The sequence below is a fragment of the Pseudomonas putida genome, from assembly GCF_009883635.2.
Taxonomy (GTDB): domain Bacteria; phylum Pseudomonadota; class Gammaproteobacteria; order Pseudomonadales; family Pseudomonadaceae; genus Aquipseudomonas; species Aquipseudomonas putida_W.
The window spans coordinates 941,946-955,301 of sequence record NZ_CP026115.2; the positions used below are offsets into that span (position 1 = coordinate 941,946).

General features: G+C 62.6%; 9 protein-coding genes and 6 tRNA genes. 2 read left to right on the forward strand and 13 right to left on the reverse strand.

The genetic code is table 11. The features are described 5' to 3' along the window. The 4 genes from C2H86_RS04225 to phnN all read right to left on the reverse strand — a co-directional run bounded on the left by C2H86_RS04225 (position 1) and on the right by phnN (position 5,513). Entirely contained in the window at positions 1–3,396 is a 3,396-nt protein-coding gene (locus tag C2H86_RS04225) for a non-ribosomal peptide synthetase (RefSeq protein ID WP_159411563.1), read from the reverse strand. A gap of 144 nt (positions 3,397–3,540) precedes the next feature. Beyond that, entirely contained in the window at positions 3,541–4,518 is a 978-nt protein-coding gene (locus C2H86_RS04230) for a TauD/TfdA family dioxygenase (RefSeq protein WP_159411564.1), read from the reverse strand. A gap of 204 nt (positions 4,519–4,722) precedes the next feature. Next, a tRNA-Arg gene (locus C2H86_RS04235) sits at positions 4,723–4,797 on the reverse strand. Positions 4,798–4,925: 128 nt separating this feature from the next. After that, complete coding sequence (gene phnN / locus C2H86_RS04240) at positions 4,926–5,513, reverse strand: phosphonate metabolism protein/1,5-bisphosphokinase (PRPP-forming) PhnN (protein WP_159411565.1); 588 nt, start codon at positions 5,511–5,513, stop codon at positions 4,926–4,928. Between the two features lie 229 nt (positions 5,514–5,742). Between phnN and C2H86_RS04245 the strand changes: the two genes are divergently transcribed. Both C2H86_RS04245 and C2H86_RS04250 read left to right on the forward strand, forming a co-directional pair. Further along, a complete protein-coding gene (locus C2H86_RS04245) occupies positions 5,743–5,904 on the forward strand; it encodes a hypothetical protein (protein WP_163985918.1) in 162 nt (53 codons plus the stop codon). Further along, positions 5,861–6,187 carry an Arc family DNA-binding protein gene (locus C2H86_RS04250; RefSeq protein ID WP_102683085.1) on the forward strand — a complete coding sequence of 109 codons (327 nt, stop codon included), beginning with the start codon at positions 5,861–5,863 and terminating at the stop codon, positions 6,185–6,187. Before C2H86_RS04245 ends, C2H86_RS04250 begins: the two co-directional genes overlap by 44 nt. Before the next feature lie 96 nt (positions 6,188–6,283). Here C2H86_RS04250 and mgtE read toward each other — a convergent pair whose 3' ends face one another. From mgtE to alaS, 9 genes are all read right to left on the reverse strand, one after another. Next, entirely contained in the window at positions 6,284–7,726 is a 1,443-nt protein-coding gene (gene mgtE / locus C2H86_RS04255) for a magnesium transporter (RefSeq protein ID WP_103446435.1), read from the reverse strand. 376 nt (positions 7,727–8,102) lie between these two features. Beyond that, positions 8,103–8,179, reverse strand: a tRNA-Arg gene (locus C2H86_RS04260). 70 nt (positions 8,180–8,249) lie between these two features. Further along, positions 8,250–8,326, reverse strand: a tRNA-Arg gene (locus C2H86_RS04265). Between the two features lie 71 nt (positions 8,327–8,397). Further along, positions 8,398–8,474 (reverse strand) — tRNA-Arg (locus tag C2H86_RS04270). A gap of 73 nt (positions 8,475–8,547) precedes the next feature. Beyond that, positions 8,548–8,624 (reverse strand) — tRNA-Arg (locus tag C2H86_RS04275). A gap of 106 nt (positions 8,625–8,730) precedes the next feature. Then, positions 8,731–8,821, reverse strand: a tRNA-Ser gene (locus C2H86_RS04280). 72 nt (positions 8,822–8,893) lie between these two features. Next, entirely contained in the window at positions 8,894–9,082 is a 189-nt protein-coding gene (gene csrA / locus C2H86_RS04285; RefSeq protein ID WP_003254503.1) for a carbon storage regulator CsrA, read from the reverse strand. A 165-nt stretch (positions 9,083–9,247) separates the two neighbouring features. After that, a complete protein-coding gene (locus tag C2H86_RS04290; protein WP_085675858.1) occupies positions 9,248–10,483 on the reverse strand; it encodes an aspartate kinase in 1,236 nt (411 codons plus the stop codon). A gap of 85 nt (positions 10,484–10,568) precedes the next feature. Continuing rightward, complete coding sequence (alaS, locus tag C2H86_RS04295) at positions 10,569–13,193, reverse strand: alanine--tRNA ligase (protein ID WP_159411566.1); 2,625 nt, start codon at positions 13,191–13,193, stop codon at positions 10,569–10,571. Positions 13,194–13,356: the final 163 nt, after the last annotated feature.

The following is a 13,356-nucleotide window of genomic DNA, read 5'->3' on the forward strand; positions in this document are numbered from 1 at the left end:
TCAAACCTCCTCCAGTGAATTCATGAACGCTTCCATGTCGGCCCAGTCCTCGTCGGCGGTGCCGCCCAGGGCCTGCAGCTCCTCAGCCAGGGCGGCCAGGTGCGGGCGTTCGAACAGGCTGCGCATGGGCAGCGCTACGCCCAGTTCGGACTTGATCCGGGCAATGACCTGGGCTGCCAGCAACGAGTGCCCGCCCAGGTCGAAGAAGCTGTCGTCGAGGCCGACGCGGGGCACCTGCAACACCTCCATCCAGATCGCCGCCAGCTGTTGTTCCTGCTCGCTGACCGGCGCGCGGAAGCTGGCCTGCAACTGGCTCGGGTCGGGCGCGGGCAAGGCCTTGCGGTCGAGCTTGCCGCTGGGGGTCAGTGGCAGGCGCTCCAGCAGCATCAGGTGCGAAGGAACCATGTAGTCCGGCAGCGTCGCGCGCAGGCCCTCGCGGATCGCCTGGCGTCGCGCGTCGGAACGGGTGTCATCTGCTTCGGTGACCACATAGGCCACCAGTTGCCGGCCGCCGGCCATGTCCAGGGCCAGCACCGCCGCCTCCCGCACGCCAGGGCACTGATGCAGGCGCATCTCGATTTCGCCAAGCTCGATGCGGAAGCCGCGCACCTTCACCTGATGGTCGACGCGGCCGATGTATTCGATGGCGCCACTGGCGTCGAAGCGGGCACGGTCACCGGTGCGGTACAGGCGCTCGCCGGGGGCTTCGGGGTCGGGCAGGAAGCGTTCGGCGCTGAGCGCGGGCTGGCCGTGATACCCACGCGCCAGGCCGGGCCCTCCGATGTACAGCTCGCCGATGGCACCGGCCGGCACTGCCTGCATTTCGCCGTCAAGAATGCGCAAGCGGCGGCCGGCGAGGCCCTGGCCAATGGGGATGCCTCGCCAGGACACATCCGGCGATGCCAACGCCGTGCAGTCGTGGATGCTGGACACCACCGTGGCCTCGGTCGGGCCATAGGTGTTGAGCAGGCGCACACCAGCGAGGCCGGCGCGGCGCCACAGGTCGAGGCCGTCCACCGCCATGGCTTCGCCGCCGACATGCACCTGGCGCAGTGCGGCAAACGCCCGTGGCGTGTCGCGCGCGTAATCCTGCACCAGCATGTGCCAATAAGCGGCCGGCAAGTCGGCGACCGTGATGCCGTGTTGCTCCAGTGCCTGCAGGAAGCTGGCGCTGTCCCACAGGCGGCTGTCGCGCAGCACCACGCGGGCACCGACGCACAGCGGTGGGTAGAACTGCTCGACGAAACCGTCGAAGCTGCAGGTGGCGAACTGCAGCACGCGATCATCCGCGGTCAGGCGCGAATAGTCGGCCCCCAGTTCGCAGAACTCGGCCAGCGCGCCATGACTGATGGCGACGCCTTTGGGGCGGCCAGTGGAGCCGGAGGTGTAGATCACGTAGGCCAGGTTGCCGGGCTGCAGTGATACCTGCGGTGCATGCTCAGGTTGCTCGCCCTGCGCCTGGTCCAGGCACAGGACCTCGATACCCTCAGCCTCTGGCAGCTGGCTCAGCAGGTTCGATTGGGTCAGCAGCAGGCGCAGGCCGCTGTCGGCGAACACCTGGGCGATGCGTTCGCTGGGCGCTTGCGGGTCCAGCGGCACATAGGCTCCGCCGGCCTTGAGCACCGCCAGCAAGGCAACCCCCATGTCCAGCGAGCGCTCCAGTGCCACACCGACCAGCACCTCGGGGCCGACACCCGACTGCACCAGGCGCTGGGCCAGGCGGTTGCTGCGACGCTCCAGCTCAGCGTAACTCAGGCTGGCGCCCTGCCCCTCGCCGGCCAGCACCAGCGCGACCGCCTCGGGCGTGCGTGCTGCCTGGGCCTGGAAACGCTGATGGGCCAGTGCCGAGGCCTGCGGGGCAGGTGCGCGCAGTGCCCAATGCTGCAACTGGCGGGTTTCTGCGGCATCGAGCAATGGCAGCTCGCCGATTCGGCGTTGCGGGTCGGCCAGCACGCTGCGCAGCAGGTTGCGCCAGTGGCCGGCCATGCGCTCGACGGTGGCGGCGTCGAACAGATCGGTGGCGTAGGTGAAGGCGGCCAGCAAGCGTTCGCCTTCCTCGCGCGTTTCCAGCATCAGGTCACTGGCTGCGGCATGGCTGCGGGCCCCGGCCACGCTCTGTTCGGCGTCCAGATGCGCCAGCTGCAGGCCGCAACCCAGGCGCATGCCCTGGATGTCGGTGACCAGCGGCTGGTGGTTGTACATGACCTGGAACAGCGCGTTGTGGCTCTGGCTGCGGCTGGGCTGCAGCGCCTCCAGCAGTGCATCGAACGGCAGTTCCTGGTGGGCCTGGGCGCCAAGGGCCGTCTGGCGCAGCGCTGCCAGCAACTGCTCGAAGGTCTGGCGCCCATCCAGCTGGCTGCGCAGCACCTGGGTATTGACGAAGAAACCGATCAGGCCCTCGACCTCACTGCGGTTGCGGTTGGCAATCAGGCCGCCGACGCGGATGTCGCCTTGCCCGCTGTAGCGGTACAGCAGGGTCTTGAAGGCCGCCAGCAGTACCACGAACAAGGTCGTGCCCTGACGCTGGGCCAGCCCCTTCAGGCCGCTGCGCAGCTCCGCGTCGATGGCGAACTCCAGGCGCGCACCGGCATGGCTCGGCTGGGCCGGGCGTGGGCGGTCGGTGGGCAGTTCCAGTGGCTCATGCTCCTCGCCCAGCTGAGCGCGCCAGTAGTCGAGCTGGCGGGCCTGCTCGCCGGCTTCCATCCAGCTGCGTTGCCACAGGGCGTAGTCGCGATAGTGCACGGCCAGCGCCGGTAACTGAGCCTGGTTGCCAGCGCTGCGGGCGTCCAGGCAGCGCATGAACTCCTCGATCAGGATGTTCATCGACCAGCCATCGGCAATGATGTGGTGCATGGTCAGCAGCAGCACATGCTCATCCGCCGCCAGTTGCAGCAGCGCCACCCGCAGCAGCGGGCCCTGTTGCAGGTCGAACGGCTGGCCGGCTTCGCGGGCGACTTCTTCGCGGGTGCGCTGCAGGCGCAGATCTGCATCCAGGCCGGACAGGTCGACATGGCGAACCTGCACCTGCGCACCGTCACCGACACGCTGCAACGCCTGCCCGTCAACTTCCCCGAAGGTGGTGCGCAGGCACTCGTGGCGCTGCACCAGATCGGCAAAGGCCAGGTCCAGCGCCTGGTGACTCAGGCCGCCGAGCAGGCGCACGGCCCCTGGCAGGTTGTAAGCAGCGCTGCCCGGCTCCAGCTGCCAGAGGAACCACATGCGCTGCTGGGCATAGGAGAGCTGGTCGCGGCCGGCGATGCCGCTGCAGTCGGGGATGGGGTAGCTGGTGAAATCGACCTGTTCGTCGCGCAGGGCGGCGAAGAAGACACGGCGTTTTTCCAGCGGCAGTTCAATGAAGCGGCGCGCCAGCTTCAGGGATTGATCGAGGGTGCTCATAGGTCGTCCGAACCGGTGATGGGAGCCGCCCTGGGCTCCGCGATACCTGTTGAACGAATGATTACGGCTCGCATTTAGGTGCTATATGCAAAACCCGCCGGTGCGCCCGAAGGTATGCCGGCGGACCCTGCCCTGCCGCCTGATTCAGCCCGCGGCGTGGCCTTCAGCCATGGCCACGATGACCTTGCGCTTGCCGGTGAAGGTGCTGCGGGCGTGGGCGGCGAGCATGTTGTCGAGCATCAGCACATCGCCTTCCTGCCACGGGAAAGCGATGGTGCACTCATCCAGCACACCGCGCACCTCGTCGAGGATCGCGTCTTCGATGGGCGAACCGTCGCCGTAGTAGACGTTGCGTGGCAGGTCTTCCTCGTCGACGACCTCCAGCAGGCTCTCGCGCACCTCGGGCGGCAGGTTGGACACATGGAACAGGTGCGCCTGGTTGAACCATACATCCTCGCCGGTTCGCGGGTGGCGGGCCACGGCCTGGCAGACCTGGCGGGTGCGCAACTCGCCGTCGTACTTCCAGTCGCAGGTGATCGCATGGCGCTGACAGTAGGCTTCCACCACTGCCGGGTCGTCACTGTTGAACACCTGCTCCCAAGGCACATCCAGGCCATTGCCGAAGTTACGCACGTACATCAGCCCATGGCGGTTGAAGCGTTCGTGGATGCGCGGGTCGATCCGGCGGAACACCTCGCGGCTGTCGGCGATTGGCGTCTCCCCTCCGCTCTCGGCGGCGATCATGCTGTAGAACCAGATTTTCATCGGCCATTCACGGGTGTAGGCCTGTTCGTTGTGCAGCGGGATCTTCTGGTGCGGCGGGTACTCGGTGGAGGTGTACACGCCCTGGGTAACGTTGCTGCGCGGGGTAGAGCCGAACTCGTAATTGAGCAGCGGGTGGCCGAAGCCGCCGGCGAAGCTGCGGAAGGCCTCGGCGCCGCCTACCTCGAAGCCGCGAAAAAGGATGCCGCCGGCGTCGAGCAAGTGCCGGTCGACCAGTTCGCGGATCGGCTCCAGCGCCTCGTTGAGGTCCAGGCCGGCGTGGGGCGCCTCGACCAGCAAGGGCAGGCTGCGCTGGCCAGGCAGCAGGGGCCGGGCCAGCAGTTCCAGTATGGCGCTCATGATCTCCCCCTTGCGGCAGCTGGCCGCAGCGGGTTGAGCAGCAATTGATTGGCAACAGGCAGCGCCTGGCTGGCCTTGAAGCAGGTGGCGGCAAGCATCCTTGGACCCTCGATGAAATGACAGCAAGCTCCGGTTCGGGCGCGCGCAGCGCACGTCGGCCTTGTGCAAAGGAAACGAGGGGCAGAGGGAGGGATTTAGCGTGGATGGCGTCCCCGGCAGGAATCGAACCTGCACCAGAGTCTTAGGAGGACCCCGTTCTATCCATTAAACTACAGGGACTGAAACCCGCCAGCCATGTGTGCTGCCTGAATGCAGCAACAGCGGGACGGCGAGCATGTTAACCAGCGCGCCACCGTTTGTCATGCCTGAATCGGGCTTTTTGCACGTAGGGTATTTCTGAGAGCCGCTCAGGCAATCAACTTTTCCTGATGCAGCAGATCGAGCAAGGCCGCAACTGCCGTTGCCAGATCACCTGAATTGTCGAGGTGGTGGACCGACGGTGCAGCCTGAAGCTGCAGCCGGGCATTGCGCGCCAGGCGCTGGTCGACCTGCTCCGGGGTTTCCCGCCCGCGAGCGAGCAAGCGTTCACGCAGCACCTCGGGTTGCACGTCCAGGCACACGACCAACAGATCTGGGTAGCGCGCCTGTGCTTCATGCAGATATGCCCGCGAACCATTGACCAGCACCGAGCGCCCTTGCGCCAGCCACTGATCCACCTGGGCCGGAATGCCGTACTCCAGACCATTGGCTCGCCAGTGCATGGCGAAAGCGCCCTCCTCGCGCAGCTGCGCGAACCGCTCGGCGCTGACGCCGTGGGCAGATTCACCCTTGGCCTCGGCGGAACGGGTGATCACGCGACGGGCAATTTCCACCCCTGCAGCAGACAATTGCGCGCGAGAAGCATCGATCAGGGAATCTTTTCCCGAACCGGAGGGTCCTACCAGGAATATCAGGCGGCCTGAGGCTACATCTCGGGCGCTTGCGTCATGTTGCATAGCCACTATGCTCTATGGAAGGAAACCCGCGCATTCTAGGTGTTTTCTGGGGCCTTTGCTGCGTTTTACAGGTTTTTGACGGCAAAAGGCTGACGGTGCGGCGGGCCGGATAATGCAAAACTTTTCAAACCAGTGCTCATTTCTGATAATTGGTACTGGCAAAAAGCCTTTATCCGGCTCACTATTTGTCACAGAATTGACGCCAAGGAATCGGCGACCATGAGGCAAGATGACCATCCAAATTTTCATGACGGTTGAACATTTTGTCGTCGCCACGGTCGTACTTCCACCCCGTGCGGCCAATTTGAGAACCGCTTCCCCTGAACCAGTAAATCCGGTCAATTTATATGCGCCCAATGAAACAGGCTATTTATTCGAGCCGCACCGCTGACAAGTTCGTCGTCCGCCTGCCAGACGGGATGCGTGAGCGCATTGCCGAGGTAGCGCGCAACCATCACCGCAGCATGAACTCCGAGATCATCGCGCGCCTGGAGCAGAGCCTTATCCAGGAAGGTGCGCTGGGCGACGAGCTGAGCATGCGCCTGGACAGCCCGGAGCTGTCGCTGCACGAGCGCGAGCTCCTGCAACGTTTCCGCCAGCTGTCGCACCGTCAGCAGAATGCGCTGGTGGCCCTCATCGCTCACGATGTGGAAATGGCCGCCGACGCCCCCTGAGGCCGGCAGCAAGCAGACACGAAAAAGCCAGCGTAAGCTGGCTTTTTTCGTTGCGCCTGCAAAATGACCAAGGGCGCGCAAGGCGCCCCACTCGCATTACAGCAGGAACAGTGTGGCCAGGCCCAGGAAGATGAAGAAGCCACCACTGTCGGTCACAGCCGTGATCATCACGCTCGCACCCATCGCCGGGTCACGCCCCAGGCGGGCCAGGGTCATTGGAATCAACACCCCCATCAACGCCGCCAACAACAGGTTCAAGGTCATCGCCGCGGTCATCACCACGCCCAGTGACCAGCTGCCATACAGCCAGAACGCCACCGCACCAATCACCCCGCCCCACACCAGGCCGTTGATCAGCGATACCGCCAACTCCTTGCGCATCAAGCGGCTGGTATTGCCCGGCGATACCTGATCCAGCGCCATGGCACGGACGATCATGGTGATGGTCTGGTTACCTGAGTTGCCACCAATACCAGCAACGATCGGCATCAGCGCAGCCAACGCCACCAGTTTTTCAATCGACCCCTCGAACAGGCCGATCACGCGCGAAGCTACGAAGGCGGTAATGAGGTTGATTGCCAGCCATGCCCAACGGTTGCGGAACGAACGCCAGACCGAGGCGAAGATGTCCTCCTCCTCGCGCAGACCCGCCATGTTGAGCACTTCGCTCTCGCTCTCCTCACGGATCAGGTCGACCATCTCGTCGATGGTCAGACGGCCAATCAGGCGCTCGGCCTTATCGACTACCGGCGCCGATACCAAGTCATAACGCTCGAAGGCTTGCGCCGCGTCGTAGGCATCTTCCTCGGGCTGGAAGGATACCGGGTCGGTCGCCATGACCTCCGCCACCTTCTTCTCCGGGTCGTTGACCAGCAGGCGCTTGATCGGCAGCACGCCCTTGAGGATGCCTTCATAGTCGACCACGAACAGCTTGTCGGTATGGTTGGGCAGCTCTTTCAGGCGGCGCAGGTAACGCAGTACCACCTCCAGGCTGACGTCTTCGCGGATGGTGACCATCTCGAAGTCCATCAGCGCACCGACCTGCTCCTCGTCGTAGCTCAGCGCAGAGCGCACACGCTCGCGCTGCTGGGCATCGAGGCTTTCCATCAGCTCGTGCACAACATCGCGTGGCAGCTCTGGCGCCAGGTCGGCCAGTTCGTCAGCGTCCATTTCCTTGGCGGCAGCCAGGATCTCGTGATCGTCCATGTCGGCGATCAGCGATTGACGAACAGAGTCGGAAACTTCGAGGAGGATGTCGCCGTCCCGATCCGAGCGCACCAGCTGCCAGACCGTCAGGCGGTCTTGCAGGGGCAAGGCTTCGAGGATGTAGGCGACGTCGGCAGGGTGCAGGTCGTCCAGCTTGCGCTGCAGGTCGACCAGGTTCTGGCGGTGGACAAGGTTCTCCACCAGGTCATTGTGCTGACCTTCCTGACGGTGGGTCAGGTCTTCTACCACACGTTGGCGCTGCAGCAGTTCGACCACCTGGGCCAGGCGATCCTGCAGGCTTTCTTGCGCTTTCTTTACTTCTACTTCAGTCATAGGCGAACTCCACTCCCAGCAGCGGAGCACGCCGGGAGAATCAATCAGTCAGATCTAGCTGTATGAATCTTGTTAAGGAGTAACTACTGGGTAAGTCCATGGTGGTTTTCCACAAGCCCCGGCGGGGCTGACGGGCGCAATCATACACTGCCTAAGCTGTCAGATCGCTTAAAATTTTGGCCAGAACAATCGTTTGCGCGATAAAGCTGGGACAACGCTCGAAGCCATCAGTGCGACGGCAGGCGCGCAATAAAAAACACATTCACCGCGCAAAACTTGTAGGGCCGGTAACTGTGCAGTCTAGTCAGGCATCACTGACAAAGCAGTGAAACAGAAAGCAAAAAGCCCGCTCAATTGAGCGGGCTTCTTGATTGTATGGTGGACTCAGCAGGATTCGAACCTGCGACCGCTCGGTTCGTAGCCGAGTACTCTATCCAGCTGAGCTATGAGTCCGTGGTGGTAGTTTTAGACCAGATTACCACTGGTGGGTGAAGCGTCTTTGCAAGCAGAGCCACTTCAAAAGTGGTGGACTCAGCAGGATTCGAACCTGCGACCGCTCGGTTCGTAGCCGAGTACTCTATCCAGCTGAGCTATGAGTCCGTGGTTGGCAGTTTCAAACCAGATACCGCTGGCGGGTGAAGCGACTTTGCAAGCAGAGCCACTTCAAAAAGTGGCGGACTCAGCAGGATTCGAACCTGCGACCGCTCGGTTCGTAGCCGAGTACTCTATCCAGCTGAGCTATGAGTCCGCGATTGGTAGTTTTAGACCAGATTACCACTGGTTGATTTGAAGCAGCCTTGCAAACAAAGCCACTCCAAAAGTGGTGGACTCAGCAGGATTCGAACCTGCGACCGCTCGGTTCGTAGCCGAGTACTCTATCCAGCTGAGCTATGAGTCCATGTCTTGCCGCGCATGATAGTTCGCTGAAACATTTTTGCAAGAACTTTTTCGTTTAACTTCAACGACTTAGCGTTCTTACCGTTTACAGCGCCCTACGCAAATAATGGCGGTGAAGGGGGGATTCGAACCCCCGATACCCTTATGAGGTATACTCCCTTAGCAGGGGAGCGCCTTCGGCCACTCGGCCACCTCACCGCAACACGAGGCGAATATTAAAGAACCTCTTTCACCTTTGCAACCCTTTTTTTGAAAAAAACTTCAAAAAAATTAAAGGCTTGGCTCTTCATCCTTCTCCTTCTTGATCCGCAGGTAGATTTCCTCGCGGTGAACGGCCACTTCTTTAGGGGCGCTGACACCAATACGCACCTGGTTGCCTTTGACGCCGAGCACCGTCACGGTGATCTCGCCGTCTCCAATGATCAGGCTCTCGGCGCACCGACGAGTCAGAATCAACATAGCTTTCTCCTTACGCAAAACATTCAGGGATTTCAGTCTTGGGATGTCAGGCCAGTCGTGGACGACGACACACAGCCTGGATGATCGCCCCGCCGGCAGGACAGGGCCTGCGTGGCGACCAGAAACGCGAAGGGCGCGGCCAAGCCGCGCCCTCCGGGCAACGCGTTACTCGCCCTGTCGGGCAGGAGCGTCGAGTTCGAACGCGGTGTGCAGCGCGCGTACGGCCAGCTCCAGGTACTTCTCTTCAATAACCACCGAGACCTTGATTTCGGAGGTGGAGATCATCTGGATGTTGATGCTCTCCTTGGCCAGGGCTTCGAACATGCGGCTGGCAACGCCCGCGTGGGAGCGCATGCCGACGCCAACGATCGACACCTTGGCGATCTTGGTGTCGCCGATCACTTCACGGGCACCGATTTCACGTGCGGTGTTTTCCAGCACGCTGTGGGCCTTTTCGTACTCATTGCGGTGTACGGTGAAGGTGAAGTCGGTGGTGTTATCGTGCGAAACGTTCTGCACGATCATGTCCACTTCGATGTTCGAAGCGCTGATCGGGCCGAGGATCTTGAAGGCAACGCCCGGGGTGTCCGGTACGCCACGAATGGTCAGCTTGGCCTCATCACGGTTGAAGGCGATACCGGAAATGATCGGCTGTTCCATGGATTCCTCTTCATCAATGGTAATGAGGGTACCTGGACCCTCCTTGAAGCTGTGCAGCACGCGCAGCGGAACGTTGTACTTGCCGGCGAACTCCACCGAACGGATCTGCAGCACCTTGGAACCGAGGCTGGCCATTTCCAGCATCTCTTCGAAGGTGATCTTCTCCAGGCGACGGGCCTGTGGCACGACGCGCGGGTCGGTGGTGTAGACGCCATCGACGTCGGTGTAGATCTGGCACTCATCAGCTTTCAGCGCAGCCGCCAGGGCCACGCCGGTGGTGTCGGAGCCACCACGGCCGAGGGTGGTGATGCTACCGTGCTCGTCGACGCCCTGGAAACCGGCCACCACGACCACGCGGCCTTCCTTGAGGTCGGCACGGATCTTCTGGTCGTCGATCTGCAGGATGCGCGCCTTGTTGTGCGCGCTGTCGGTGAGGATGCGTACCTGGTTGCCGGTGTAGGACACCGCTGGCACACCACGCTTGATCAAGGCCATGGTCAGCAGGGCAATGGTGACCTGCTCACCGGTCGACACGATCACATCCAGTTCACGCGGAACCGGCTGATCGGTGATCTGCTTGGCCAGATCGATCAGGCGATTGGTTTCACCGCTCATGGCCGACAGCACAACCACCAGGTCGTCGCCCGCTTCACGGTGTTTCTTGACCTTTTCGGCTACCTGCTCGATCCGCTCGATGGAACCGACAGAGGTGCCGCCAAATTTCTGTACGATCAACGCCATTTCAATGGTGCCTCAGCCCGTACCGGGCCTCAAAAAAACCATCCAACATGAAGAGGCGGATGACTAGACCACCCGCCCCTTCATCTCAAAGTCCCTGCTCTGCGAACGGCACGGCCAGCGCCAGGGCCTGGTCCAGTGCAGCGACGTCGACGCCACCACCCTGGGCCATGTCCGGACGGCCACCGCCCTTGCCACCCACTGCCGCAGCGGCTTGTTTCATCAGGTCACCAGCCTTGAGTTGGCTGGAGAGGTCTTTGGTCACGCCGGCCACCAGCACGACCTTGCCCTCATGCTCGCTGCCCAGCAGGATCACTGCGTGGCCGAGCTTGTTCTTCAGTTGATCGACCAGCGCCAGCAGTGCCTTGCCATCCTGCCCATCCAGGCGGGCTGCAAGCACCTTGGCACCCTTGACCTCAACGGCCGCATTGGAGAGATCGTCCCCGGCGGCGCTGGCGGCCTTGGCCTGCAGCTGCTCGAGCTGCTTTTCCAGCTGGCGGTTGCGTTCGAGCACAGCCGACAGCTTGTCGATCAGGTTGTCACGGTTGCCCTTGACCAGCTGCGCGGCTTCCTTGACCTGCTCTTCGGCAGCGTTCAGGTAGGCCAGTGCAGCGGCGCCGGTAACCGCTTCGATACGGCGTACGCCCGAGGCCACGCCGCCTTCGCTGATGATCTTGAACAGGCTGATATCGCCGGTGCGCTTGGCGTGGATACCGCCGCACAGTTCGACGGAGAAATCGCCGCCCATGCTCAGCACGCGCACGGTATCACCGTACTTCTCGCCGAACAGGGCCATGGCACCCTTGGCCTTGGCGGTTTCGATATCGGTCAGCTCGGTTTCAACCGGGGTGTTCTTGCGCACTTCACGGTTGACGATGTCTTCCAGGGCCTTGATTTGCGCAGGCGATACCGCTTCGAAGTGGCTGAAGTCGAAACGCAGGCGCTGGCTGTCGACCAGCGAGCCCTTCTGCTGCACGTGCTCGCCCAGTACCTGGCGCAGCGCTTCGTGCAGCAGGTGGGTGGCCGAGTGGTTCAGCGAGGTGGCGTGCTGCACCTCGGCATCGACCTTGGCCTCGACCGGCGAACCGATGACCAGCGCACCGCTGGCAACCACGCCGTGGTGCAGGAAGGCACCGCCGGTCTTGGTGGTGTCGCGCACGTCGAAGCGTGCGGCGCCGGCCTGCAGGAAGCCGCTGTCGCCGACCTGGCCACCGGACTCGGCGTAGAACGGGGTGCGGTCGAGGACCACGACGCCCTGCTCGCCTTCGCCCAGCTGGTCGACGGCCTGGCCGTCCTTGTACAGGGCGATGATCTTGCCCTGGCCTTCGGTGGCGTCATAACCGAGGAACTCGGTGGCGCTGTCGACCTTGACCAGGCTGTTGTAGTCCATGCCGAAGCTGCTGGCGGAACGGGCACGCTCGCGCTGGGCTTCCATCTCGCGCTCGAAGCCGGCTTCGTCGATGGTCAGCTCACGCTCGCGGGCGATGTCGGCGGTCAGGTCCATCGGGAAGCCGTAGGTGTCGTACAGCTTGAACACCACGTCGCCCGGGACCACGTCGCCCTTGAGCTGGGCCAGGTCCTGCTCGAGGATGCGCAGGCCCTGTTCCAAGGTCTTGGCGAACTGCTCTTCTTCAGCCTTGAGCACGCGCTCGATATGCGCCTGCTGGCTCTGCAGCTCTGGGAAGGCCTCGCCCATCTCGGCGACCAGGGCGGCGACGATCTGGTAGAAGAAGCTGCCCTTGGCGCCCAGCTTGTTGCCGTGGCGGCAAGCGCGGCGAATGATGCGACGCAGCACATAGCCACGGCCTTCGTTGGACGGCAGTACACCGTCGGCAATCAGGAAGCCGCAGGAACGGATGTGGTCGGCCACCACTTTCAGCGAAGCCTGGCCGTCGTTGCTGCAACCGATGGCCTTGGCCGCGGCGGACAGCAGGTTCTGGAACAGGTCGATCTCGTAGTTCGAGTGCACGTGCTGCATTACCGCACTGATGCGCTCCAGGCCCATGCCGGTGTCCACCGACGGCGCTGGCAGCGGGTGCAGCACGCCGTCGGCGGTACGGTTGAACTGCATGAAGACGTTGTTCCAGATCTCGATGTAGCGGTCGCCGTCTTCTTCCGGCGAGCCGGGTGGGCCGCCCCAGATGTCGGCGCCGTGGTCGTAGAAGATCTCGGTGCATGGGCCGCACGGGCCGGTGTCGCCCATGGTCCAGAAGTTGTCGGAGGCGTACGGGGCGCCTTTGTTGTCGCCGATGCGCACCATGCGCTCGGCCGGCACGCCGACTTCCTTGGTCCAGATGTCGTAGGCTTCGTCGTCAGAGGCGTAGACGGTGACCCAGAGTTTTTCCTTGGGCAGGTTCAGCCACTTGTCCGAGGTCAGGAAGGTCCAGGCGAAGGTGATCGCGTCGCGCTTGAAATAGTCACCGAAGCTGAAGTTGCCCAGCATTTCGAAGAAGGTGTGGTGACGCGCGGTGTAGCCGACGTTTTCCAGGTCGTTGTGCTTGCCACCGGCACGCACGCACTTCTGGCTGCTGACAGCGCGGGTGTAGGCACGCTTCTCGGCACCGAGGAAGCAGTCCTTGAACTGGTTCATGCCAGCGTTGGTGAACAGCAGGGTCGGGTCGTTGTTCGGGATCAGCGAACTGGAGGCGACTCGGGTATGGCCCTGCTCTTCGAAGAAGCGAAGGAAGGCTTCACGGATTTCTGCGCTTTTCATAGGTTCTTCCACGGAAACGGCGGCCGTTTGGGCTAATACGTCGAATCGACGAAACGACGGCAAAGGGCGCCATTATAGCCAGCCTGAACGGGAGTTACAGTGTGTTTATACGCTCAACACGACCAAACACATGAATTCGCCACCCCAGGCATCCGATTGACGG

Bases quoted from the DNA above. Each gene is read 5' to 3' on its own strand.
- alaS (WP_159411566.1), bottom strand. From the start codon at position 13,193: ATGAAAAGCGCAGAAATCCGTGAAGCCTTCCTTCGCTTCTTCGAAGAG.
- csrA (WP_003254503.1), bottom strand. From the start codon at position 9,082: ATGTTGATTCTGACTCGTCGGTGCGCCGAGAGCCTGATCATTGGAGAC.
- phnN (WP_159411565.1), bottom strand. From the start codon at position 5,513: ATGCAACATGACGCAAGCGCCCGAGATGTAGCCTCAGGCCGCCTGATA.
- C2H86_RS04225 (WP_159411563.1), bottom strand. From the start codon at position 3,396: ATGAGCACCCTCGATCAATCCCTGAAGCTGGCGCGCCGCTTCATTGAA.
- C2H86_RS04245 (WP_163985918.1), top strand. From the start codon at position 5,743: ATGACCATCCAAATTTTCATGACGGTTGAACATTTTGTCGTCGCCACG.
- mgtE (WP_103446435.1), bottom strand. From the start codon at position 7,726: ATGACTGAAGTAGAAGTAAAGAAAGCGCAAGAAAGCCTGCAGGATCGC.
- C2H86_RS04290 (WP_085675858.1), bottom strand. From the start codon at position 10,483: ATGGCGTTGATCGTACAGAAATTTGGCGGCACCTCTGTCGGTTCCATC.
- C2H86_RS04230 (WP_159411564.1), bottom strand. From the start codon at position 4,518: ATGAGCGCCATACTGGAACTGCTGGCCCGGCCCCTGCTGCCTGGCCAG.
- C2H86_RS04250 (WP_102683085.1), top strand. From the start codon at position 5,861: ATGCGCCCAATGAAACAGGCTATTTATTCGAGCCGCACCGCTGACAAG.